The 23554-nt window shown below is 56.5% G+C and carries 18 protein-coding genes; all 18 read left to right on the top strand.

Annotated features, from left to right (window positions below; all coding sequences use genetic code 11):
- The first annotated feature begins 241 nt into the window (after positions 1 to 241).
- The 18 genes from GDA65_09925 (at position 242) to GDA65_09840 (ending at position 23553) form a co-directional block, all read left to right on the top strand.
- Positions 242 to 1387: an aminotransferase class V-fold PLP-dependent enzyme gene (locus GDA65_09925; protein MBA5863011.1), complete on the top strand. Its 1146-nt coding sequence runs from the start codon at positions 242 to 244 to the stop codon at positions 1385 to 1387.
- 28 nt (positions 1388 to 1415) lie between these two features.
- Positions 1416 to 3008, top strand: coding sequence for a phosphoglycerate dehydrogenase (locus GDA65_09920; GenBank protein MBA5863010.1), 1593 nt, complete (start codon positions 1416 to 1418; stop codon positions 3006 to 3008).
- 18 nt (positions 3009 to 3026) lie between these two features.
- Positions 3027 to 4151, top strand: coding sequence for an ATP phosphoribosyltransferase regulatory subunit (gene hisZ, locus GDA65_09915; GenBank protein MBA5863009.1), 1125 nt, complete (start codon positions 3027 to 3029; stop codon positions 4149 to 4151).
- Entirely contained in the window at positions 4148 to 5503 is a 1356-nt protein-coding gene (gene dnaB, locus GDA65_09910; protein ID MBA5863008.1) for a replicative DNA helicase, read from the top strand. The genes hisZ and dnaB overlap by 4 nt, the downstream gene beginning before the upstream one ends.
- Positions 5504 to 5665: 162 nt before the next feature.
- Positions 5666 to 7441 carry a tetratricopeptide repeat protein gene (locus GDA65_09905; GenBank protein MBA5863007.1) on the top strand — a complete coding sequence of 592 codons (1776 nt, stop codon included), beginning with the start codon at positions 5666 to 5668 and terminating at the stop codon, positions 7439 to 7441.
- A gap of 397 nt (positions 7442 to 7838) precedes the next feature.
- Positions 7839 to 8366 carry a prepilin-type N-terminal cleavage/methylation domain-containing protein gene (locus GDA65_09900; GenBank protein ID MBA5863006.1) on the top strand — a complete coding sequence of 176 codons (528 nt, stop codon included), beginning with the start codon at positions 7839 to 7841 and terminating at the stop codon, positions 8364 to 8366.
- 260 nt (positions 8367 to 8626) lie between these two features.
- Positions 8627 to 9148 (top strand): prepilin-type N-terminal cleavage/methylation domain-containing protein, encoded by a 522-nt coding sequence (locus GDA65_09895; protein ID MBA5863005.1) that lies wholly within the window; start codon positions 8627 to 8629, stop codon positions 9146 to 9148.
- 219 nt (positions 9149 to 9367) lie between these two features.
- Positions 9368 to 11365, top strand: a complete 1998-nt coding sequence (locus GDA65_09890; GenBank protein MBA5863004.1) for a hypothetical protein — start codon at positions 9368 to 9370, stop codon at positions 11363 to 11365.
- Positions 11362 to 12324: a hypothetical protein gene (locus GDA65_09885; GenBank protein MBA5863003.1), complete on the top strand. Its 963-nt coding sequence runs from the start codon at positions 11362 to 11364 to the stop codon at positions 12322 to 12324. The genes GDA65_09890 and GDA65_09885 overlap by 4 nt, the downstream gene beginning before the upstream one ends.
- Before the next feature lie 15 nt (positions 12325 to 12339).
- Positions 12340 to 13311, top strand: a complete 972-nt coding sequence (locus GDA65_09880) for an ATP-binding cassette domain-containing protein (GenBank protein ID MBA5863002.1) — start codon at positions 12340 to 12342, stop codon at positions 13309 to 13311.
- A 1-nt stretch (position 13312) separates the two neighbouring features.
- Positions 13313 to 14077, top strand: a complete 765-nt coding sequence (locus tag GDA65_09875) for an ABC transporter permease subunit (protein ID MBA5863001.1) — start codon at positions 13313 to 13315, stop codon at positions 14075 to 14077.
- 115 nt (positions 14078 to 14192) lie between these two features.
- A complete protein-coding gene (locus tag GDA65_09870; protein ID MBA5863000.1) occupies positions 14193 to 15017 on the top strand; it encodes an ABC transporter permease in 825 nt (274 codons plus the stop codon).
- Positions 15007 to 16380, top strand: coding sequence for an ATP-binding cassette domain-containing protein (locus GDA65_09865; protein MBA5862999.1), 1374 nt, complete (start codon positions 15007 to 15009; stop codon positions 16378 to 16380). Before GDA65_09870 ends, GDA65_09865 begins: the two co-directional genes overlap by 11 nt.
- A complete protein-coding gene (locus GDA65_09860) occupies positions 16349 to 17083 on the top strand; it encodes a methyltransferase domain-containing protein (protein MBA5862998.1) in 735 nt (244 codons plus the stop codon). The genes GDA65_09865 and GDA65_09860 overlap by 32 nt, the downstream gene beginning before the upstream one ends.
- Positions 16993 to 18021: a methyltransferase domain-containing protein gene (locus GDA65_09855; protein ID MBA5862997.1), complete on the top strand. Its 1029-nt coding sequence runs from the start codon at positions 16993 to 16995 to the stop codon at positions 18019 to 18021. Before GDA65_09860 ends, GDA65_09855 begins: the two co-directional genes overlap by 91 nt.
- A 99-nt stretch (positions 18022 to 18120) precedes the next feature.
- Positions 18121 to 21186 carry a glycosyltransferase gene (locus GDA65_09850; protein ID MBA5862996.1) on the top strand — a complete coding sequence of 1022 codons (3066 nt, stop codon included), beginning with the start codon at positions 18121 to 18123 and terminating at the stop codon, positions 21184 to 21186.
- The gene (locus tag GDA65_09845; protein ID MBA5862995.1) at positions 21183 to 22319 is read left to right on the top strand and encodes a methyltransferase domain-containing protein; all 1137 of its coding nucleotides are present in this window, start codon (positions 21183 to 21185) and stop codon (positions 22317 to 22319) included. The genes GDA65_09850 and GDA65_09845 overlap by 4 nt, the downstream gene beginning before the upstream one ends.
- Positions 22249 to 23553 (top strand): acyltransferase family protein, encoded by a 1305-nt coding sequence (locus tag GDA65_09840; protein MBA5862994.1) that lies wholly within the window; start codon positions 22249 to 22251, stop codon positions 23551 to 23553. The genes GDA65_09845 and GDA65_09840 overlap by 71 nt, the downstream gene beginning before the upstream one ends.
- The last annotated feature ends 1 nt before the right edge of the window (position 23554 follow it).

Genomic DNA, 23554 nt, shown 5'->3' with positions numbered 1-23554 from the left:
TGAGAACTTGTCAAGAAATTGAGGAAGCTGAGTGACCGTCTCAGCGCGTGCAGAAGGCAAGAGCAGAGTCGTTTTCGCGAGAAGGTCCCGGAGGCACCCCTTCATTCAGATGCAGTGAAGTTGCTGAAAAGATAAGCATCTTCGCAGGACGTTACCTTGACACCTCTGGGGGGCTATGGTAGCGTACGCGCCTTCTAAATCCCTGACATTGTTCGTTCCGCACAGCGAGGAGGATCGTCCCATGCTCAAACGGTATTTGCTGGCACCCGGCCCCACCCCCGTTCCACCGGAGGTGCTGCTGGCCATGGCCAGGCCGATGATTCATCACCGGGCTCCCGAGTTCGATAAATTGTTTGCCGAAGTGCGTGAGGACCTGAAGTGGCTTTTCCAGACGCGAAATGATGTCTTGATCCTCGCGGCATCCGGTACCGGAGGCATGGAAGGATCGGTGTCAAATTTTCTCTCTCCTGGTGATAAAGCCCTGACGATCAACGGCGGCAAGTTCGGTGAGCGGTGGACAAAACTCTGTAAAACGTTCGGCGCGCAGGTGACCGAGTTGAAGGTCGAGTGGGGGCGTGCCATCGACCCGCAAGCCGTGGCCGATGCCTTGAAGAAAGATTCCTCGATTAAGGCTGTGTATGTGCAGGCGAGCGAAACCTCCACGGCTGTCGCCCACGATGTCAAAGCCTTGGCTGAAATCGTGAAGCCGTACGAAGACACCATCCTGGTGGTGGATGCGATCACGGCCCTTGGAGTGCTTGATCTCAAGACCGATGCCTGGGGTCTGGACGTGGTCATCACCGGCTCGCAGAAGGCGTTGATGCTGCCCCCGGGATTGGCGTTTGCCAGCGTGAGCGAGAAGGCCTGGCGCCTGGCCGACAAGGCGAAGAATGCCGCCTTCTATTTCAACTTCAAAAGGGAGCGGGAGAATCAGCAGAAGAGCACCACCGCCTATACGCCGGCGGTCTCCCTGATCTTAGGCCTGAAGGAAGTGATGAACATCCTGAAAGCCGAGGGATTGGAAGCGGTCTTCGCCCGTCACGCGATGTTGGCGACGGCCATGCGAGAAGGCGTCAAGGCGGCGGGACTTTCCATTTTCCCGCAGGAGCGGCCAAGCGACGCATTGACTGCCATTTCGGCGCCGCAAGGCGTGGACGGACAGGCGGTGTATAAGAATTTGCGGACGCAATACGGTATGACGGCTGCGGGTGGCCAGGACCATCTGAAGGGCAAGATCTTCCGCATCTCGCATATGGGATATATCGATAGTTTTGACGTTATCACCGCTCTGGCGGCGGTGGAGATGGTCATCAAGGGGCTCGGGTATCCCGTGAAGCTTGGCAGCGGGGTGGCCAAGGCTCAAGAAATTATTATGGGGAAGTCATAGACTCACCTTCAGGTAAGGCGCCACGACAATGAAAATCTTGGTCAGCGATAGTCTTTCGAAGCAGGGTGTAGAGGTATTGGAGAAGGCCGGCTTTACGGTCGTGGTGAAAACCAAGCTGCCTAAAGAGGAGCTGCTGAAGGAGATCAAGGATGCGGACGGCCTGATCGTCCGTTCTGGAACGAAAGTGACGGCAGAACTCATTGCTGCGGCGAGTCGTCTAAAGGTGGTCGGCCGGGCTGGTTCCGGCCTGGACAATGTCGATACCCCCGCCGCAACCCGTCGCGGCATCGTGGTGATGAATACGCCGGGGGGCAACACCGTGACTACCGCCGAGCACACGATGGCCATGATTTTTTCGATGTCACGCCGCATCCCTCAAGCGACTGCTTCGACGAAGGGCGGGAAATGGGAAAAAGAAAAGTTCATGGGCGTGGAGCTGTATAACAAAGTGCTGGGGATCGTCGGCGTCGGACAAATCGGCGGGTATTTGACTAAGCTCGCCCAGGGAGTCGGCATGCAGGTGATGGCCTACGACCCCTATCTCGCGCCCGAGCGTGCGCAAAAAATGGGTGTATCCATTGTGGAGTTGGAGGAATTGTTCCGGCGGGCCGATGTGATCTCCGTTCATACGCCACTGACCCCGGAAACCAAGTCGCTCATCAACGCCCAGGCGATCGCGAAAATGAAAACCGGCGTGATGATCGCCAACTGCGCCCGTGGCGGAATTGTGCACGAAGGGGATCTCTGCGAGGCACTGAAATCCAAAAAGGTGGCCGCAGCGGCGTTTGACGTATTCGAAGATGAACCGGTGAAGCCGGATAATCCCCTTCTGGTGCTGGATAACTTCATTTGTTCCCCGCACATCGGCGCGTCTACGACTGAAGCGCAGGAAAATGTCGCGGTCGGAATTGCCGAGCAGATTGTTGAATACTTTACGAAAGGGATCGCCCGTGGCGCGGTCAATATTCCTTCCGTGTCTCCGGAGCTCTTGCCGCAGCTCCAGCCCTACCTCTCGCTGGGAGAACGGGTGGGCTTGCTGCAGGCGCAATTATTGGAAGGCGGATTAGAGCGGGTGACCGTCGAATATAGCGGCGAGGTGGCTGGATTAAATGTCGCTCCGTTGACGATTGCGGTTCTGAAAGGGCTCCTGACCCCCATCCTCGAAGATCCGGTCAACTATGTGAATGCGCCGGTGGTCGCCAAAGAACGCGGGATCGAAGTGAAAGAAGTAAAGAGCAACGATGCCGGCGATTTCACCAGTGTGATTCGTGTACGGGTTGAGGCCGGGAAGAAATCCCATCAGGTGGCGGGGACCCTGTATCACCGCAAGGATCCGCGTGTCATTGAAATTGACGAGTTCAAGGTCGAAGTGGTGCCGGACAACCATCTGTTATTGATCCTCAATGAGGATCGTCCGGGAGTGATCGGCACGGTTGGGCATATTCTTGGCGACCACAACATCAATATCGCGCGCATGCAGTGCTCACGTGAAGAGCGAGGCGGTAAAGCCCTCTTGATTTTTGGGCTCGATGCGCCTCTGCCTGCGCCGGTGCTCGGTCAGATTACCAACAGCAAGCACATCCTTTCCGTAAAGGTCGCCGACCTGTCGAAAGGTCTGTAGATTGCCCGGCAGTCGATCATGGGCTCCCTTTCGTTGAAGGCCTCTGCTTCCTCCACGTCCCTGGTGGCGGGTCGGGAACGGTCGCTTATTCCGGTTGGAATGAGCACCATCCTTCCTGCTGCTGCGCGACGTATTCGGCATCTTGAGCAGACCCTGCTTTCCGTTCTGGCCCGCGGTGGATACGACGAAATCATCCTGCCGATGTTCGAGTATCTGGACGTCCTCGCGCCCGGTCTTGAACCGGAACTTCTCGAAAAGTGTTATCAACTGGTCGATCGGACGACGGGCCGCCTGATGGTGCTGCGTCCGGACGCAACGGCACAGATCGCCAGAACCGTCGCGATGGGAATGATGGGCGAACGGCTTCCACTACGCTTGTGTTATCGCACGTCTGTGTTTCGGTACGAACGAGAACATGCAGGCCGAGACCGGGAAATTTTTCAAGTCGGCGCTGAACTCATCGGGATCAACGGGGTGGCCGGAGATGCCGAGGTGCTGACACTTCTCCTGGACTGTTTAAGTCAGGTGGGACTCACGTCCTTTAAGGTTGCCGTCGGACATGTCGGGTTCTTTACCGCTCTGCTTGTCCGCTCTGGTCTCTCTGCCGACGGGCAAAAACGCGTAGAGCACGCGGCGGCTCGAAAAGACATTCCGCTCCTCGAAGAATTGCTGGCGCGAGAGGGTGTGAGCCGATCAACAGGGCGCGTCATTCTCGAGGTCCTGGAATTATGCGGCGGTTCGGAAGTCCTGTCGCGCGGACGTAAGCTGGTAGGGCGCGATCGGACGCTGTTGAAACCGCTCGACCGGCTGGCGCAAGTGTATGAACGGTTGGTTTCGCCGGGACAGGAATCGGTCTTGATCGATCTGGGAGAGTTCCGCGGCTTTGAATACTATGACGGGATTGTTTTTGATGTCTTTGCCCCGGGTATAGGGGCGGAATTGGGTGGCGGCGGCCGTTATGACCATTTGATGGGCCGCTTCGGACGCACGGCGGCTTCCTCCGGGTTTGCCCTCGACGTTGACCGGGTGTTTCGAGCCATCGACTCGTCGGTCCGGTCCCTCCCGCCCGAGGCGACGGTATCCGAAACGGCTCGCACGAAATCGACATCTTCCGCGCCGCGACGGACAAGGAGACGGGCATGAAATCGCTCTCGGCCGTTGACCTGACGGCTCCACGACTTCCGCCACAGAACATCGAGGCCGAACAGTCCGTGCTGGGCGGGATACTGTTGGACAACACGGCGATGGCCAAGGCCATGGAAGTCCTGACGGATCAAGAGTTCTATCGGACTGCCCACCGCAAGATTTATCAGGCCATGTTGGAACTGTCCGATCGTGGCGAGGTGATTGATCTGATCACCTTGACGGAATGCCTGAAGGGACGCTCGGAGCTGGATGCGGTGGGCGGATCGGCCTACCTTGCCGAGCTGGTGCAGGCGGTTCCAACCGCCGCGAACATTCGGTATCACAGCAAGATTGTCCGAGACAAAGCCCTGTTGCGGGGACTGATTGAAACCTCCACGGAAGTCATTACTCGCGGGTACGACGGCACGGCGGCAGTCGATGAGTTGCTGGATTTTGCCGAGCGTTCGGTCTTTGGGCTCGCCCAGGGCAAGCTCGATCGCTCTTTTACTCAGGTCAACCACATCATCAAGGAAAGCCTTGATGTTGTGGACAAGTTGTCCAAGCGGAAAGAACGAGTCACCGGGGTGCCGACCGGATATATTGATTTGGATGATCTGACCGCCGGGTTGCAACCTTCGGACTTAATCATCGTGGCCGGACGTCCGAGTATGGGTAAGACCAGTTTGGCTCTTGGCATGGCTCAACATGCCGCTTTGCATGCCGGGACGGTCGTCGGCATTTTCAGCCTCGAAATGTCCAAACCGCAATTGGTGCTTCGTATGCTGAGCTCCGAGGCCCGTGTCGATTCGCACGCGCTTCGTACTGGGAGGCTGCAAAAGGAAGACTGGTGGCGATTGGCCGAAGCAGCGGGCAAGCTTGAGCAGGCGCCCATCTTCATCGATGACTCTGGCGCCGTGACGGTGCAGCAGATGCGCGGAAAAGCCAGACGGCTGAAGGCCGAGCGGGGCCTTGATCTCTTGATTGTGGACTATCTCCAGCTCATGCAGGGGAAGAGTGATTCCGAATCGCGGCAGCAGGAAATTTCAGACATCTCGCGATCCTTGAAAAGTCTGGCCAAGGAGTTGAATGTCCCCGTCATAGCCTTGTCGCAGTTGAGCCGGGCCGTCGAAGCCAGAAAACCGCCGGTGCCGATGCTGGCCGACTTGCGCGAGAGCGGCGCCATTGAGCAGGATGCCGACGTGGTCATGTTCATCTACCGGGAAGAAGTGTATGAGCCGGCCACGGAACGGAAAGGAATTGCGGAGATTCTCGTCAGCAAACATCGCAACGGGCCGATCGGCAAACGGGAATTGTTTTTTCACGACCGGTTCGCCAAATTTGAGAACCTCGAAACGCGTGAGACGGTTTGACGCGTTCTTTCGCGGGCCGGTATAATTCCGCAGCGTTTTCGTGACCTCGACCATTCCCCCTGCAAGTTGAGCGGATGAATTGTGCAACCATTGAGTGAAGAGCGTCGGTATTCCTGCACCCTCCGTGGACCTGTGGGCGCACGTGCTGCGGCTGTTCTCCTGATGGCGCTCTCTTGTGTCACTGCCGCTTGCCAGAGTGCGCCTCCGGCTCGCTCCGCTCCGCCTGTCGTTCCGACGGCTGCGCCGCAGGCGCCTCGCGCGCTGCCTCCCGCGTCTGATTCGCGTGCCTCCTATCACTTCCTGCTGGGATATCAGGCCGAGCTGGAACAGGAGACGGAACAGGCGATCAAAGAGTATCAGCTGGCTCTGCAAACAGACCCTTCTTCGAACTATCTCAAGGCTCGATTGGCGGTGCTCTACTTTACGGCGGGCGACGTGCCGGCCGCGGTGCGATTTGCCGATGAAGTTGCGGATGTGCCGGGCTTAGATGCGCAGATGCTTGGCCAAATCGGGGGGATGTATGCGGCAGCGGGAAAGCCGGACAAGGCCTTGCGGTTGTTCAATCGCGCAATCGAGCAGGAACCGCAACGCAGCGAACATTTTTTTGCCAAAGGGCTGTTGTTGGCAAATCAGAAGCAATACGTCGAGGCCGAAGACACCATTCGTTCCGGGATCAAGGTCAGCCCAGACTCGGCAGTCGGGTATTACTACTTGGGCCGCATCGGTGTCGAGGCCAGGGATTTCGACAAGGCGACGGCGCATTTCGAGCAGGCGGTCACGCTGAATCCGGCATTTGAGCCGGCCTATGTCGCTCTGGGTTCTGTGTACGAAGCCAAGCAGGATCGCGAAAAGGCCATCGATATCTACCGCCGCTACTTGCAAGGCGTAAATCCCAAGAACCGTGAAATCCGTCATCATCTCATTCGTCTTCAGGTATCGGCGAAGCAATATGACGAAGCGTTGCGGGAGTTGCAGGAGATGCTGGCAGAGGATCCGTCCGACCTCGATGCCCAGTTGCGAATGGGACTTGTCTACGGGGAACAAAAAAACTATCCAAGAGCGATTCAACAGTTGAAACAGATTCTCACCGTGCGTCCGTCTGAACTGAAGGTGCGGGATTATTTGGGCTATCTCTACGAGGAGACGAAGGATTACGCCCATGCGATTGAGACGTACCGTCACAACCTCACGTTAGAGCCGTCGTATTTTGAGGGGCATTTACACTTGGGGGTGTTGCTCTATCGAACCAAGCAGTATCCCGAGGCCATCCAGCATCTCCGGGAAGCCAGCCGGTTGAATCCTAAACAACCTGAGGCCCATATCGTGCTGGGGTTGTCGCATTTTCAAGTCGAAGAATATGAACCATCCCTCCAAGCTTTTCTGGAAGGGATCCGTCACAACCCGGAGAATGCCGACCTGCATTTCAACGCGGGAACGGCATACGACAAACTCAATCGTTTTGATGACGTGGTGAAGTCGATGCAGACCACGCTCACCTTGGATCCTCATCACGCGGATGCGCTGAATTACCTCGGGTATAGTTATGCGGAACGAGGCGTCAAAATCGAGGAAGCCATTGCGCTGACGAAGCAGGCCGTTGCGCTCAGGCCGACCAACGGCTATTACGTGGATAGCCTCGCCTGGGCCTTCTTTAAGAAGGGCATGCTGAGCGAAGCTTTGGCCGAAATGAAGCGGGCGGTGGCACTGGTCGGCGACGATCCGGTGATCTATGAACATTTAGGCGAAATCCATTTAAAGCAGCAACATCTCTCAGATGGTCGAGAAGCCCTCCTCCACGCTCTCGAACTCGATCCGTCAAATGACAAGCTCATGCAGCGGTTCCGCGAACTCGGTTTGGGCGATCCCGCCAAAGAAGAACGAATCCGTCAAGCCATCCGGCGTGTGACAGAGCGGAAAATGACTCCCTCGGCTCAGTAGCGTCCCTTCTCTCCCGAGTGAAGTCCTTGTGCCCCTTGCGCCGCAAGGCATGGCGCACGGTTTTTCACCATCTCATCACCTCTCTCATTGATCGCGAAATAGTGGTTCAGAGGTTTGCCCCCGGCAGGTTCTGGTCTGCGTGGCTATGAGCGATGACTGTTCGATTCAGTCAATTTTTGGCATTTTCCCTCATGGGCTGAGCCTTCCTGCCTGAGTGAAGCCTGCCAGGAATTGAAGAACGAGCAAAAATATCCTGTTCTGACAGTAGGTTACGAGGGGATCTCCAACTCGATCCTGTTGTGGCATAGGGCCTGCTTATAGACGACATGTCCGCGGGGCACGGGCGCTCGACAAGGAGCATGTAAATGAGTATCCGGAGCAGAAATGATCGAGCCTCATGGTGACTGAGCCAAAGCAAGCGGGGTTCACGCTAATCGAACTCATGGTGGTGGTGGTGATTGTGGGGATATTGGCCGCATTCGCCATCCCGAACTTTCTTCGATATCGTGCGCAAGCCATGCAAGCCGAGGCACGGACGAATCTGGCGGGAATTTTTGTGGCCGAGATGTCCTTCTTCACTGAACGAAAAGAGTATGGAAACTTCACGGATATTGGTTTCGCAGTGAGCGGGACCGGAACGAATCGCTATACGTATCGAACGGGGCTAGGGCTCGGGGCCGGGCTAGGACCGAATGGAGGCAATCTGTGCGGGTCTGTCAGCAGTTGCGACACAATCCAAACAGAAGCACCGGCAGTAGGCACCATCAGCTTTACCGGAGGCGCAGGTATCGCCACCACGTCTTCGGCAGGGTTTACCGCTACGGCCGCTGCTGATCTCGATGGGGATTCGACGCATGATGGCTGGTACGTCAACGATTCAAAGCTAGGGTTGAGTGCCGCCGACCCCAATGATGTGTCCAGTTAGATGCCGGTGCCGGCGCCAAAACTTGTCACCAGGCGACGGAAAAAGGAATCTGATTCAGATGAACGCCAGAAGCCCCGGATCGATCGCAGGCCTAAATGATTGGAAAATTAATAGAATGATACGCAACTATAGGAAGGAGGTGTTGGGCATAGAACCTGCTATTCCCAAGATCTGTCAGGCGTGAACACGCAGTTCCGAATGAAGTGACAGGAATGAAGAACGTGTCGGATGAAGTGGCAACAATAGGAAAGGGAGGCATTATGTTGAAGCAAGTGAAGGGTCAGAAAGGTTTTACATTGATTGAGTTGATGATTGTCGTGGCGATTATCGGAATCTTGGCGGCCATCGCCATTCCGAACTTCTTGCGCTATCAAGCCAAGTCGCGCCAGTCTGAAGCCAAGACCAACCTGGGCGCAATTTTCGTGGCTGAGACGGCGTACCTCAGCGAAAATTCACGCTACGGCAGCTTCTCCGAAATCGGGTATGCGCTTGCCGGCACCACCAACCGGTATACGTATCGTAGCCCTGCGGTTCTCGGCAACGCTGCTTCGTCCAACGCTGTTGGCGTCGACCAGATTCCCTGTGGCGCTCCAGTTGGCTGCGCGGTGCAAACTGATGCGTCTCCCTCCCAACCGTCCCTCGCCAGCTCGGCGGCGGGTTCGGTCGGCTTCACCGCTTCGGCGGTGGCCAGCATCGACAATGACCCCACCATTGACAGCTGGTTTGTTAATGACATCAAGGGTGGGTTGAGCGCCGCTTTTGTTGACGACGTGATCAGCTAACGATCACGTGCAGGAGTGCTCAGAAGCGGGGGAGGAACGATGTTCCTCCCCCGTGTTCATTTTGGGAGACCTGACGATGCCTGTTCACTGAGTAGCTAGTTGTTGGTTTCGCTCTGTGTCACTCCTGCCGTAGCAGCCAATTTCACTTTCACTTTGCCAAATCGCCGGTCTCTGATAAAGCAGGAGGTATCGGCTGCGTCAAGTCAGTCAAGCACACCTATGCGACTCCTGTCTTTCATGCCACTAGTCGTGATCAGCGCGCTCGTGATCTTTTCGCCGCTACAGGAGGGCGGGACGACGCATCCGGCGCAAATGATCATACGACTTCTCATTGTGGCCTGGCTTGGCGGGGCCCTCATTGAGGGCATCCGAGCAGGCCGCTTGGTTATTCCGAGGCATGGAATCAGATATGCCCTCCTGGCGTTTTGGGGCTTAGCGGTCATGGCCACGATTTTTTCGCCTTATGTCCATCAGAGCCGGCAGTGGCTGGTGATGATCACGGGATATGCGACGTTGTTCTATTTACTTGTCGCCTTCGTGGACCGATGGGAGCGTGTTCGTACAGTGACGATGATCATCGTGCTGATGGGATTGGCCGAGGCTGCCTGGACGATTGTGCAGGGTGTCGTCTGGAATGTCGTCAGGCCCAGCGGTACATTTTTTAATCCGAATTTTCTCGCCGGCTATCTGACCGTCAGCTGGGCAATCGTCTTAGGCATTGCAGTGTATGGATATCGGAAATGTGAAATAGTTTTCTGGCCGCCGCTGTCGCCTGCGTTGTGGCGGCTTGGCATGACTTCGGCACTATGCGCCCTACTTGTCGCGATAGTCCTCACCCAGTCGCGTGGAGGCATGGTCGCATGGCTCGCAGCCACCGTCTGTATCCTGACGGCGCGATATGGCTGGAAAGTGGCCGGTGCCGGCGCCGCTACGATTCTGCTCGCCGTCATTCTATTCCCGACGCCGCTCAAAGAACGGGTGCTGACTGAACATGAACAGAACCCCGTTTCTTATGCCCGTTGGCAGATGTGGCAAGGGGCGGTCGCTCAAATGGCCGATCATCCTCTCGGGATTGGATTGGGACTCTATCAATATACGTATCCGTTGTATGCGTTTCCGGTCGAAGGGGAAATTACTCGATATGGAAAGGTCGCCCAGACTCCTCACAATGACTATCTTCAAATAGGTGTGGAGATGGGAGTCGGGGCGTTGTTTGTCTTTCTGGCCGGCATAGGCCTGGTCATACGGGAGTTCATGCAGCTGCTTCGAGCGAGATTGTTGCGATGGCAGAGGAGCCTCATGCTCGGGGTAGGAGGCGGAGGAATCGCGCTGCTTGTCCATGCCGCGCTGGACTCCAGTTTGCGCGAGTCGGCTCTCGCGATCCTGCTCGTGCTCTGCGCCGGCCTGGTTGTGTCGGCTGCGCGTGTGACCAGCCACAGCACCGATGCCGTACATATCATTCCTATCCGATCTCGCCTGGTGTGGGGAGTGAGCGCCGCCTGCCTGTTGCTCCTGGGGGGCGCGGAAGTCAGCCGGTTGGGGATGGCCTGGCTGACCTTCGACGCCGCATCGCGGCGGGCTGTGGCAGGGGAAACAGATGCCGCCATTCAAGGATTACAGGACGCGATTGCGTTGGACCCAGGCAAATCGCTGTACCACCATGGTCTCGGGTCGGTCTACGCCAGAGCGTTCGACGCATCCCGCGACAAAGAGATGTTCCGGCTGGCGCATGCGGAGTTTAAACAGGCGATAGAGTTAAATCCATTGGACAGTCGGTTATTGGGACTCTTGGCCCAGCTGTATGTGTCGGCGTCGCAGACGTCATCTTCGTCAGGCGCCATCGACGAACAGCAGAAATCCTGGTTGCGTGCGGCAGTGCGCGTGTACGAACGGGCCGTCCGGCTTGCGCCGTTTTCCGCTCCCTACCGATATGAACAAGCACGACTCTATTGGATGCTTAGCGAGCGGGCGGCGGCTGAACAGCAGGCGAAAGAGGCCGAACGGCTGGAACCGAATTTTCTGCCTGCCCGTGCGTTATTGGCTCGTTTGTGGATCGATGCGGGGCAGGTGGAGCAGGCGAGAGATCAGCTGCGTGAAATTCTGACGCGGCAGGCACGGTACAAGCAGTGGAGCAAGAATAGTCTCGATCAGGCATTTTTGAATGTCGATGTAGCTCCGCTCCTTGCCGCGGTCGGAGAAAAGGCGGTGGCCGGATGAAGGTCGTTCGACCCCTATCGACCCTGAAACGGGGGCTGGTCCAGGCCGTCTTTGGGCTGATTCTGCTCGCATGTTCCTCGGTGCTGCTCTATCTCCTGGATGGTCAACGTACTGCGGTTGCGCGAGCTGAACAATTGGCTTACCTCCCGAAGGGGGAGTACTTGAGGCTGGCGGTGCTTGGTTATCGGCAGATCGTCGCCGATTTGATTTGGCTCCAGGCGGTTCAGCATATCGGTGCGAAGCGTGATACGCAGCTGGGCTATACCTGGACGTATCATGCCGTTGACGTGTTGACGGACCTGGATCCCACCTTCATTCCCCCATATCAAGCAACCGGTCTCTTCCTGGGTGTGTTGGTCGGTCGACATGACGAAGGCCTGGCCATCCTAAAAAAAGGAAGTCGGCACAATCCATCGAATTGGCGACTGCCATTTCTGGCCGGATATATCTCGTACTATGAGCGCTGTGATGCGGCTGGAGCGGGAGAGTTTTTTCGCCTGGCTGCGCGGGTGCCGGGCTCGCCTGCCTATCTTCCCCAGTTAGCCGCTCGCATGACGGTAGAGAGCGGGGATCCAAGTGCGGCACTGGAGTTTTTGGACCGCTTCTCCCGAAGCGTAGCAGATGAGCGGGTTCGTGAGGCGTTGTTCCAACGAATGAAAGAGATTGTGCAGGAGCAGGATCTGCGTTTCCTGGAAGAAAGCATCAAGCGATATCGGCTTAAGTATGGGCGGGCGCCGGCGAAGTTGGAAGATCTTATGCTGCATGGAATCATTTCACGACTCCCCGTGGATCCTTTAGGCGGGCAGTATGAAATTGACGGTCTGACCGGTGCCGTCAGTGCGTCCTCAAAACGAGACCGGCTCCGTATCCATGAGAAGGTCGCATGCCACTTGAGAGTTGCGACGACGCCTTCGACACACACCAGTGCAATCGAGACGCTGCAACCCGCTGTGCAGTAAAGACGGAGGAGTGCCGTGGACGATATCGTCACAGAGAATCTCACCAAAACCTACGCGTCCGGATGGCCGGGACGCCCGCCATTCGTGGCGCTGGATGGACTATCCCTTACTGTGGGGAGGGGAGAAATTTTCGGATTCCTTGGCCCGAACGGGGCGGGAAAAACCACCACGTTGAAGATTCTGATGGGACTGGTGCGTGCGACGAGCGGAACAGCCTTGCTGTTGGGACAACCGGCCGGCGATGTGGAAACGCGCCGTCGAATCGGCTTTCTGCCGGAGTCGCCATACTTTTACGACTATCTTACAGCCGAGGAGTTTCTTGGGTTTTACGGACGGTTGGCCGGTTTGAGTCGCGCGGCAATCACTCAGCGGGTGACGGATCTCCTGGAACTGGTGGGGCTCGTGGAGGCACGCACGAGACAGTTGCGGAAGTTTTCCAAGGGGATGCTCCAACGCATCGGGCTGGCTCAAGCCCTCATTCACGATCCTGAATTGATTATCCTCGATGAACCTATGACCGGGTTAGATCCAGTCGGACGCAAACAGGTGCGCGATCTGATTTTGAGTTTGCGCGATTGCGGCAAGACGGTTTTTTTCAGCACGCACATTCTGCATGACGTCGAGATGATTTGTGACCGTGTCGGCATTGTAATGAAAGGGCGTCTCGTCGCCAGCGGGCGTGTCGATGAACTCGTCAGCCAGGATCATACCCAGTCTGTCGAGGTGGTCTGTCAGCAGCTCAAGGTGGAGGGAAATGCATTTATTCACTCGCTGGCCACCCGTGTGTTGCAACAGGGGCAGCAATGTCTGATCGTGTTGCCAAGTCCCGATGCGGTGGATGCACTTGTGGGAGAAATTCGCCGCCAGGGGGGACGGCTACTGTCTGTCACGCCGCACAAGGCCTCGCTGGAAGACTTGTTCTTTCAAGAGGCCGCGCATGAAGGACCGAGGGTGTTGCCGCATATGACCAGTGGGAGGGTGTCCTGACATGGGTGCGATCGGCGTCATTGCTGTCAATGCGTTCCGAGAAAGTTTGCGAGACAAGATTTTGTATAACCTCGTGTTGTTCGCAGGGTTGCTCATCGGGCTGTCCGTGCTGCTGGCAGACCTATCCATTACCGAGCACCACAAGGTGATCGCAGATATGGGTTTGGCGGCGATCAATCTGATCGGCGTCATCATCGCCATTTTTGTCGGCATCAGCCTGGTGAACAAGGAAATCGAGCGGCGAACGATTTATACGATCATGGCCCGGCCCATCAGCCGGACGTTTTTCATCCTGGGCAAGTATCTCGGGCTGGCCCTGACGCTCTTCGTGAATCTGGCCATTATGATGGCGGTATTTCTGCTCACCCTCTGGCTCTATCATGTGCCGGTCGAACGCTCTCTGTTCCAAGCCGTCGAACTCATCTTTGTGGAAATTCTTGTAGTGACGGCGATCGCGCTCTTTTTCTCGACCTTTACCTCCACAACATTGAGCGCCATTTTCACGCTGGGCCTGTATGTCATCGGCCATCTGACGGCGGATTTGCGCTCGATGGTGGTCAACAGTGAAAACGGAACCGTGAAGGCGGTGGTCGATATGTTGTACTACCTCTGCCCAAATCTGGAAATGCTCAATATCAAGGGGCAGGCTGCGGTAGGAATTGTTGTGGCTCCGGAGTATCTCGTTCTGGCCTCGCTATACGGCTTGCTGTATGCCGGCCTCTTGCTGGCCGGAGCGTGCTTGGTATTCCAGCGACGTGATTTTTAGGTTTGTCTTGTGGGCGGCCTGTTCAGCGTAGCCATGAAGCCAGCAGGTCATCAGCGAAGAGTCACTCGTGCTTCCGATCGGGTGTGTGGCACATTTCTCAACTAAAGGCTAGAACATGATCTCCCAGCGATACGGCCTTTCTCCCGTCATGGTCTTCACGAGCATGTCTGCGCATTGGAATCTGATTCGTCAATTGACCAAGCGGGAGATCGTCAGCCGGTATCGAGGATCATTCCTGGGACTGTTGTGGGCATTCCTGCACCCGATGGTGATGCTGACGGTCTACACACTGGTCTTTCGGGGAGCCTTCGGAATGCGATGGGGACAGCAGGAGGAGAGCGCGTTCGATTTCGGACTGCTGCTGTTTGCCGGGCTGATCATCCATGCGTTGTTTGCAGAAAGTATTCACCGCGCGCCTTACTTGATCGTCAACCATAGCAATTACGTCAAAAAAATCGTCTTTCCACTGGAAATCCTGGCGTGGACGTCGCTTGGTTCGGCGCTGTTCCATGCGGCGGTCAGCGCGTTGGTGCTGATCGTTGTGTATGGCCTTCTCCATCATGTCTTGCACTGGACGATGTTGCTGCTGCCCCTGCTCCTCCTGCCGCTGTCGCTCGTGACCCTCGGCGTGTCATGGTTTTTAGCATCCGCGGGAGTGTTCGTGCGTGACATTGGACAAGCGAGCGGGCCTTTGACGACCGTCATGTTGTTCCTCTCGCCGGTCTTCTATCCACCTGCGGCATTTCCGGAGGCCTATCGAGTTTTGCTCTATGCGAATCCGCTGACCTTTCTCATCACGCAAGCCCAGGACCTGCTCATTTGGGGCAAGGCCCCGTCATGGGTCGGAATCAGCCTTTATTGGGCAGCCAGTTACCTCATCGCGTGGTGCGGGCTCCTCTGGTTTCAGAAGACACGGAAGGCGTTTGCCGATGTCCTCTGAGTGGGCGATCCGCGTCAGGCATCTCTCCAAGACGTACCGGCTATACGATCGTCCGCTTGACCGAGGGAAACAATGGATCCTTCCTCCGCTGCAGAAATGTCTCGGTCGATCGCCCTCACAGTATTACCGCGAAGTACATGCCATCGACGATGTGTCGTTCGAAGTCCTGAAGGGAGAAACGCTCGGCATTATCGGTCGGAACGGTTCAGGCAAGTCGACCCTTCTCCAGTTGATCGTCGGCACGTTGAGCCCGACCAGCGGCACAATTGAGACCAACGGTCGCATTGCCGCCTTATTGGAACTGGGTGCTGGATTTCATCCCGAGTTTACGGGGCGCGAAAATGTATTTTTGAATGCCACCTTGCTGGGTCTTTCGCAAACAGACATCGACGCACGGTTGGATGACATGCTCGCCTTCGCCGATATCGGGGCGTCGATCGATCAGCCGGTAAAAACCTATTCGAGTGGAATGGTGGTGCGCCTGGCATTTTCCGTGATGGCGCATGTCAGCGCCGACATACTGGTGATTGATGAGGCGTTGGCGGTCGGGGACGCGTTTTTTGTTCAGAAATGCATCCGCTTTCTTAGGACGTTTATGGAACAAGGCACGGTATTGTTCGTCAGCCATGATTCCGCAGCGGTGTTAAGCCTCTGCCGCACGGCCTTGTGGTTGAAACAGGGGCGGATGGCCGGTAGGGGGGAAGCGAAGGTGATCTGTGATGGTTATCTCCATGAACCGTCCGATCTACAGTCATCGCGGAAGGAAATGGAGAAAGCCGTTGCCTTATCGAACAGAGTCGATCCTGCGACGTCGGTACAGAGTGATTCGTCGAGGCCGGCTGTGCTGCCGCATCAAGAGAGCGTGCCGGGATCACATGGCCGCCAGGCATGGATTGAAACCATGACGCTGCACAACGTTGCAGGGCACACCATTCACACGGTCACGCAACGTGAGCGGATGACGCTTCGTGTCTGCGGTGCAACTTCAGTCGAATTGGCGAGTCCGATCGTCGGGTTCCTGGTACGCAATCGATTCGGCCAATCATTGTTCGGGGCGAATACCTGTGGAGTGAGCAAGATCACTGATAGAGGCGTTGCGCCGGGGACACGCTTCGTCGCCGAGCTGGAGTTTGTCATGCCGATATTGCATCCGGGTGAGTACACCATGAGCATCGCGCTTGCCGACGGGACTCAGGAGGAACATGCCCAGCATCACTGGTTGCATGATGCCTTGGCATTTGCCTCCGCCCCGTCGGAATGGTGCTTTGGACTGATTGCCGTAGAAGTCGTCCGCGCGCAGATCTGCGGTATGGAGGCTCAGGATTCTCGACATGAACAGATCCCTGATTCCATCGCCATGTAAGGTGTGTGGCGGCAGCGCCTTTTCTCATCACGACGTGTTATGGGGCGACTTGATCGACCAGTGGGGTCTCTCGCCTCATGAAGCTGAATATATCAACGTTCAACAGGGAACCGCCTGTACCGGCTGCGGCTCGAATGTGCGGTCCATTGCCCTGGCCGATGCGTTGCTTCGATGGACCCGCGCGACGACGACACTGCAAGAGTGGGTCCATACACCGGTAGCCTGCCGATGCGATGTTTTGGAGATCAATGAAGCTGGATCGTTGACCGGCACGCTTTCGGCGCTTCCGGGACATCGCCTGGTGCGATATCCCGAGTACGACATGATAGCTTTGCCGTTTGAGGACCGCTCGTTCGACATCGTGCTCCATTCCGATACCTTGGAACATGTGCCGGATCTGCTGAGAGGACTGCGGGAGTGCCGGCGTGTACTTCGCCCCGGAGGAGCCTGCCTTTTCACGGTGCCCGTGGTGGTGGGGAGGCTCACGCGAGGAAGAAGGGGATTGCCGCTGAGCGTGCATGGGAGTGAAGGATGTACGGACACAGCCTTGACCGTGCATACGGAATTCGGCGCGGATGTCTGGTGCCAAGTGCTCGAGAGCGGCTTTGATGAATGTCGGATCGTGCCCTATCGGTATCCCGCTGGAATCGCGCTCATCGCAGAGGTAGCCGAATCGAGGCCGGCAAAAGGGGGCCAGTGGTGAACAAGACAGCCAACCAATCGACTGAGCTTGAGGCGACCGGGGAGCGATTTCTTCCTGAGATGCAGGGGACAATCGCACTGGAGCATTTGCATCGCTATGCCTTGGCGAAGGATTTTTCTCCGGGGAAAGTTGTTCTCGATATCGCCTGCGGAGAAGGGTACGGCTCAGCAGTGCTTGCGGGCGTGGCGTCGCGAGTCTATGGGGTAGATATTGCGCCGGATGCGATTGCCCATGCCAAGGCGTCCTATCAGCGGTCCAATCTCGAGTTCCTGATCGGTCGATGCGCGGAGATTCCGCTCCCGGACTGTGCCGTCGATCTGGTGGTGAGTTTCGAGACTATCGAGCACCACACGGAGCACGAGGCGATGTTTGCGGAAATCAAACGCGTCTTGCGACCTGGCGGGGTCATGATCATGTCCAGTCCGGACAAGCTGGAATATACAGAACGGAGCAATCACGCCAATGCCTATCATGTGAAAGAATTGTATGCGGAAGAATTCCAGCGACTTGTTGAGCGCTACTTCAAGCGGGTGGCGATGCTCGGGCAGCGGGTACTGTATGCATCGGCAATTCTGCCTCAAGGGGTGACAGGAGAAGCGGCTCACTACTCCCGAGAACAGGGTTCGGCAGTACAGAAAGCAAGCGGACTCGTGCGTCCCTGTTATCAAGTGGCAATAGCTTCGGACGCCGTCTTGCCTGCAGTAGCCTCCAGCCTGTTTGAACAAATCGGCGAATCAGATCCTGAAATTCATGTGCTCCAACATCAGCTGGAGCATGCCGGCCGGAAAATCCTGGGGCTGGAGGAAGAGGTGGCAGGGTTGAAGACGGCAATCGAACTGATGATGAATTCACATTCCTGGAAAGCGACACGACCTCTTCGCGTTGTCGCAAATGCACTTCGGGCTGTCAGCGGAAGCCGGGCCGAGAAGGAACCGTAGAGTGTTTACACGGAGGCTCATTCGGACTGAGCTTGCCTGCGTCGATCGGCGATCGAGGTAGGGTGGCAGCCGTCTTGCCCACGGTCTTATCATGAGCCCATGAATTATATGATGCAGCGATTGATCAAATCCCTCCGGTTTGCACGATTCTCCATCGTCGAAGGCCTCTGGTGGTATAGACGTCACGGTCGTCTGCCCAGGAGAGCCGAGTGTGCCGATCTATTCCGGAAAGCCTTCTTTCGATTCAAAATACTCGCCCAACGAATATCGCCTGCTCCAAAAACAATTGAGCCGGTGCTCCAGCCTTATGAGGCCTGGTTGCGAGTCAATGTCTGGAACCGGCGGAGGCGTGATGACCTGCTCGACCGCCTGAGCCAACATGCGGGCCGGTTGCCAACGATTTCGGTGGTCATGCCAGTGCACGACCCGCCGCTTGAGTTTCTCACCAGAGCCATAGATTCAGTACGGGCGCAGGTGTGTGGAGAATGGGAACTGTGTATCGCGGACGACTGCAGTACGAATCCAGCCGTGCGGGATGAATTGGAGCGATTCCGCGAGAAAGACCCTCGTATTCGCATTACGTATCTGGAGCGAAACCTCAATATCAGTCTCGCTACCAACCGCGCCGCTGAGCTGGCGACCGGTGAGTTTCTTTTATTCTTCGATCACGATGATGAGTTGACGCCGGATGCTGTCGGCGAAGCAGTTCTGTACCTTGCGGACCATCATGAGACCGATGCGCTCTATTCGGATGACGACAAGATCGACCTGTCGGGACGGCGGTATGCACCACAATTCAAGCCGGACTGGTCGCCGGAGTTGCTGCTCTCCTACATGTACATGAGTCATGTGTTCGTGGTGCGCCGGTCATTATTTGAATCCGTCGGAGGCATGCGGGCGGGATTTGAAGGCGCTCAGGATTATGACCTCGCGCTGCGTGTGGCGGAGCGAACGGGCGCGGTCGGGCATATTCCGAAAGTACTTTATCACTGGCGGGCATTGCCGGGTTCGACGGCCTCCAGCGGCGCGGCGAAGCCGGCCAGCCTCGAGGCAGGCCAGCGGGCGGTTGCCGAGACTTTCGAGCGGCGAGGCATCGCGGCCCGTGTGACGCAACCGGAATTTGCTGCTGCAGGAAACCTGGGTATTTATTGTCACGAATTTCCTGATGATGGACCGACCGTGACGATTCTCATTCCGACCAAAAATCAGGTCGCTGTGCTGCGTCAATGCGTTGAGTCTCTTCGCGCGACCACTTATCGACAGTATGAGATCGTCATCATCGACAATGAGAGTGACGATCCCGAGACGGTGGCCTATCTGCGTTCGCTTCCCCACCGAGTCATTCGCATCGACAATCCGTCCGGACGGTTTAACTATGCGGCAATCAATAATCGGGCTGTAGAGCAAGTAGCCGGCGAGCTTGTCTTGTTTTTGAACAACGATACGGAGGTAAAGTCTCCACGCTGGCTGAGTCAAATGGTGGGATACGCGCAAATGTCGGGAGTCGGCGCGGTCGGGGCCAAACTCATCTTTGCCGACGGCCGCATTCAACATGCCGGTATTGTCCATGGCTTGTACCATGGAATGGCCGGCCCCGCATTTAAGCTGACGCCGTCATGGGAACATGGGTATCTGGCCTATGCCTCCGTTGTTCGGAATTGCTCGGCCGTTACCGCGGCTTGTCTTCTGACATCTCGTCGGCTTTTTCTGGAATTGGGTGGCTTCAATGAGGCGGAGTTCGGCGTCGCCTACAATGATGTGGACTACTGCTATCGTCTGGTGGACCAGAAGTATCGCTGCGTCTACTGCCCCGAAGCGCAGCTCATTCACTACGAGGGTTACTCGAGAGGGTTCCGAGACGATCCAGCGGAGGTCGCCGCATTCAAGCAAATGTACAAACGCCGCCGTGATCCCTGGTATAGCCCGCATTTGTCCTTGGTCGATGAAGGCTTCAATTTTGTGCCGCGCACCATTGCGGCGCGGCGACAGAAGCCGATTCCGATGGTGATGACCGCATTGAGCTTGAACTGCGAAGGTGCGCCCTGGAGCCAATACGAATTGACGAAAGAGCTGGTTCGCCGGAAGGTCATTCAGCCCATTGTATTTTCCCCCGTGGACGGCCCGTTACGGTCACTCTATGAAGAAGAGGGGATTCCGGTCATGGTCGATCGGCATCCGCTTTGGGGTGTGACAACGCTGAAGGAGTATGAAGAGGCCGTACGAGCCTTTTCGTCCAAGTGCCTTTCGTGGGGGGCGGAACTGGCATACGCCAACACACTTCAAAGTTTCTACGCCGTCGCGGCGGCGCATGAAGCCGGATTGCCTTCCGTATGGAATCCACGAGAAAGCGAGCCCTGGCAGACCTATTTTGACTATTTGCCTGACGGCGTTGTCCAAAAGGCCTACGATTGTTTTGCGTTGCCCTATCGCGTGGTTTTCGTTGCTGATGCCACCCGAGACGCCTATGCGGCGCTCAATACGCGCCACAATTTTACCGTCGTTCGAAACGGTCTCGACCGGACGCGCATCGAACAGGCGAGCAGGGAGTGGCTCCCTGCGCAGGCACGCAAGGCCCTCGGCGCGCGTGATGGTGAAGTGGTGATATTGCTTCTTGGAACGGTCTGCCCCAGAAAGGGGCAGCAGGATCTTGTCAAGGCCCTGTCTCAGCTTTCTCCAGATCTCCAGGCGCGGGTTCGATGTTACATCGTAGGGGATCGGCCAAGTGAGTACAGTGTAGCGCTACATGCTCTTGTCGCGGAACTGCCGTCTGAGTTGCGCGGCCGAGTGCATCTCATTCCGGAAGCACGCCAAACCACACAGTACTATCGTGCTGCGGACCTCTTTGTGTGTACATCACAGCTTGAGAGCTACCCACGGGTGGTATTGGAAGCGATGGCCTATGGCCTGCCGATCGTGACGACTCCCGTATTTGGGATCCGCGAGCAGGTTCGAGAAGGAGTGAATGCCTTGTTTTATGAAGCGGGTGACAGCGGCGCGTTGGCCGATCGCCTTAGGAGTGTACTTCTGGATGAGGCGCTTCGGGTCCGATTGGCGTCGAAGAGCGCCAGCGTGCTGGCCATCGGGACTGATTTCGATGAGATGGTCGGGCATTATGCGGACATCTTTGCCGAAGCCTGGCTGAGCGGCGGAGGACTCTTGTCATGACGGCACAGTTTAATCTGGAGACGCCAGGCGGACCGCAGTTGGAGACGATCAACCGGTTCTCTGGTTGGTATATTCCGGACCATGGCCGTCGTCCACAGTTGTACGTGGCCTGCAATGGAAAACGAGCGGCGTCGTTGGAGTGGGGAAGCGTCCGAAGGGATGTGTCGTCGGTCTATTCGAATCACTCGCAAGCCATCATTAGCGGGTTTCAAGGCGATCTCCTCATGGCCGAACAGGATCAGGCACAGGCGGTCGAGGTGGTGGTCCTCGATGCAGCTGGGCAGGATCGGGAATTGTTTCGCCGAACCTATGCCGTCGGGGCCTATCACCCGCCGGTCATGCGCGACCGATCCTTCAATCTGTTTGATCTTCTCGTCTGCCCGGAATGCCGATCTCCTCTGGCGAGCCAGGAACTTGGGTGGGGCTGCCCTCGTTGTGCCAGGCTCGTGCCTCTCAGAGGACGTGTTCCGCACTTTCTTCAGGAGCAGGGAACGCCCTGTCTGCATGTCACGGAGCAGACACACACCCATCCCTATTCTACCGATGTGCTCGAGATCCTTGGCCGCCACCGTGCGGGGCTGGTGCTGGATTTCGGGGCCGGGCACACGCCAAAAGAATTGTTGCGGCCTCATGTGGTCTACCTCGATGCGGTCCAATATGAATGGACCGACCTGGTCTGCACGCGCGCGCGGCTGCCATTTCGCGATCACACCTTCGATGCGGTGGTCAGTCAGGCCGTATTTGAGCATCTTGAGGATCCGCATTTTACGGCGCGAGAGTTGTGTCGTATCCTTCGCCCAGGGGGCATCATTCACCTCGACACCGCCTTTATGCAGCCATTACACGGAGACCCTTGGCATTTTTTCAATATGACCCAGCATGGCCTGCGGAAAGTGATGGCTCCCTTTGAGGAACTCCGATGCGGGATCAAGAACTACCAACATCCCTCAGCGAGCCTATTGATGCAATTCGAGGCGATTGCGCCCTTCATCACATCAAGAAAGTGGCGCAACACGATGGCCAAATGGCGCAAAGAGTTACAGGCTGGAGCAGGGGAGTTCGATGACGCGCTCGGTGAAGCCGGACGAACCATCTTGGCAGCAGGATTCTTTTTCGAAGGACGGCGACCGTAGCGATCGCGCTAGTTCGTCCACACTGAACAATCCCAAAAGGTATCGTCCAGAAGAGCGCATGGATCAGGAAAAGAACTGCAGCGGGAGTTTGACGGGGCGAAATCTCTACGTGGGGATTGCGGGAGAACGGTCTCGTAACGTCGGGCTTGATGCGTGTCGGGCTGTGGCTATTAGCTTGGTGGTGTTCAGTCATGGCGTTGGCTATTTGGAACCACTTATTCCCCATGTGACGGAATCGCTGAAGTTCGGAGGATTTGTCGGAGTCGAGTTGTTTTTTGTGCTCAGCGGGTTCTTGATTGGGCAGATGTTACTCCGCGCTGCAGATGAGTCGCGCTACGGTTGGCTCAAGACATTTTATTTACGGCGGTTCTTCCGGACGCTTCCTAGCTACGTGTTGTTTATGGGAGTCAATATCGTATTCGCACTGCTGGTGATGCGGTCGCCCGTCCCCGATGATCTCTGGAGATACATGATATTTGTTCAAAACATGAGCACACCCCATCCGAACTTCTTTCCAGAGGCCTGGAGTCTCGCGATCGAAGAGCTGTTCTACATCGGGTTCCCACTGTCCTTTCTGATATTGTCTTGGGCGTTGAGCATCAAGCGGAGGGCGGCAATTCTCGTAACGGCGCTCATCGTCATTCTGGGATCGCTCCTCGCTCGCGGGATTCTGGCGTCTGAATCTGTCTCTTGGGATGCGGAAGTTCGAAAGGTTGCTGTCTTCCGGTTCGACAGCTTGATGGTCGGAGTGCTGCTCGCTTGGCTGGATCAGGCTGATGCTAGGATTCTCAGAGAAAAGGCAGTGACACGGTCTCTTATGGTGCTGCTGGTGCTGTGTGGTATCTATGTCTCACTTACACCGATGGAGGTAATGGATGACTCGCATTTCAGCAAGACGGTTCTCTTTACCTTCACGTCCTTCGGTTGCGCGGCCGTGGTGGTTGCATCGCTTCCTCTACAGCTGCCATCCAGCCTGACATCGGTCGTTACTTTGATCGCGAAGATTTCCTATTCAGCCTACCTGGTGAACCTGCCAGTTCTGATCCTGATCAATTGCTTCATCGTAAATGACGGAGTGGACGGAGTGGCATGGTTTCTGATGTTTCATTTTGCAACATTTGCTTCGGCGTTCGCTCTATATCGGTACTACGAAGTCACATTCTATCGGTTACGAGATCGTTATGTCCCTGAGAACGGGCGCACTGATCAGTCGCAGCTTCAACTGGCTGCGTAGG

Origin of the sequence: Nitrospira sp. CR1.1, from assembly GCA_014055465.1 — a bacterium.
Lineage (GTDB): Bacteria > Nitrospirota > Nitrospiria > Nitrospirales > Nitrospiraceae > Nitrospira_A.
The sequence above is the reverse complement of the archived record's forward strand: the minus strand, read 5'-3'. Positions and strand labels throughout refer to the sequence as shown.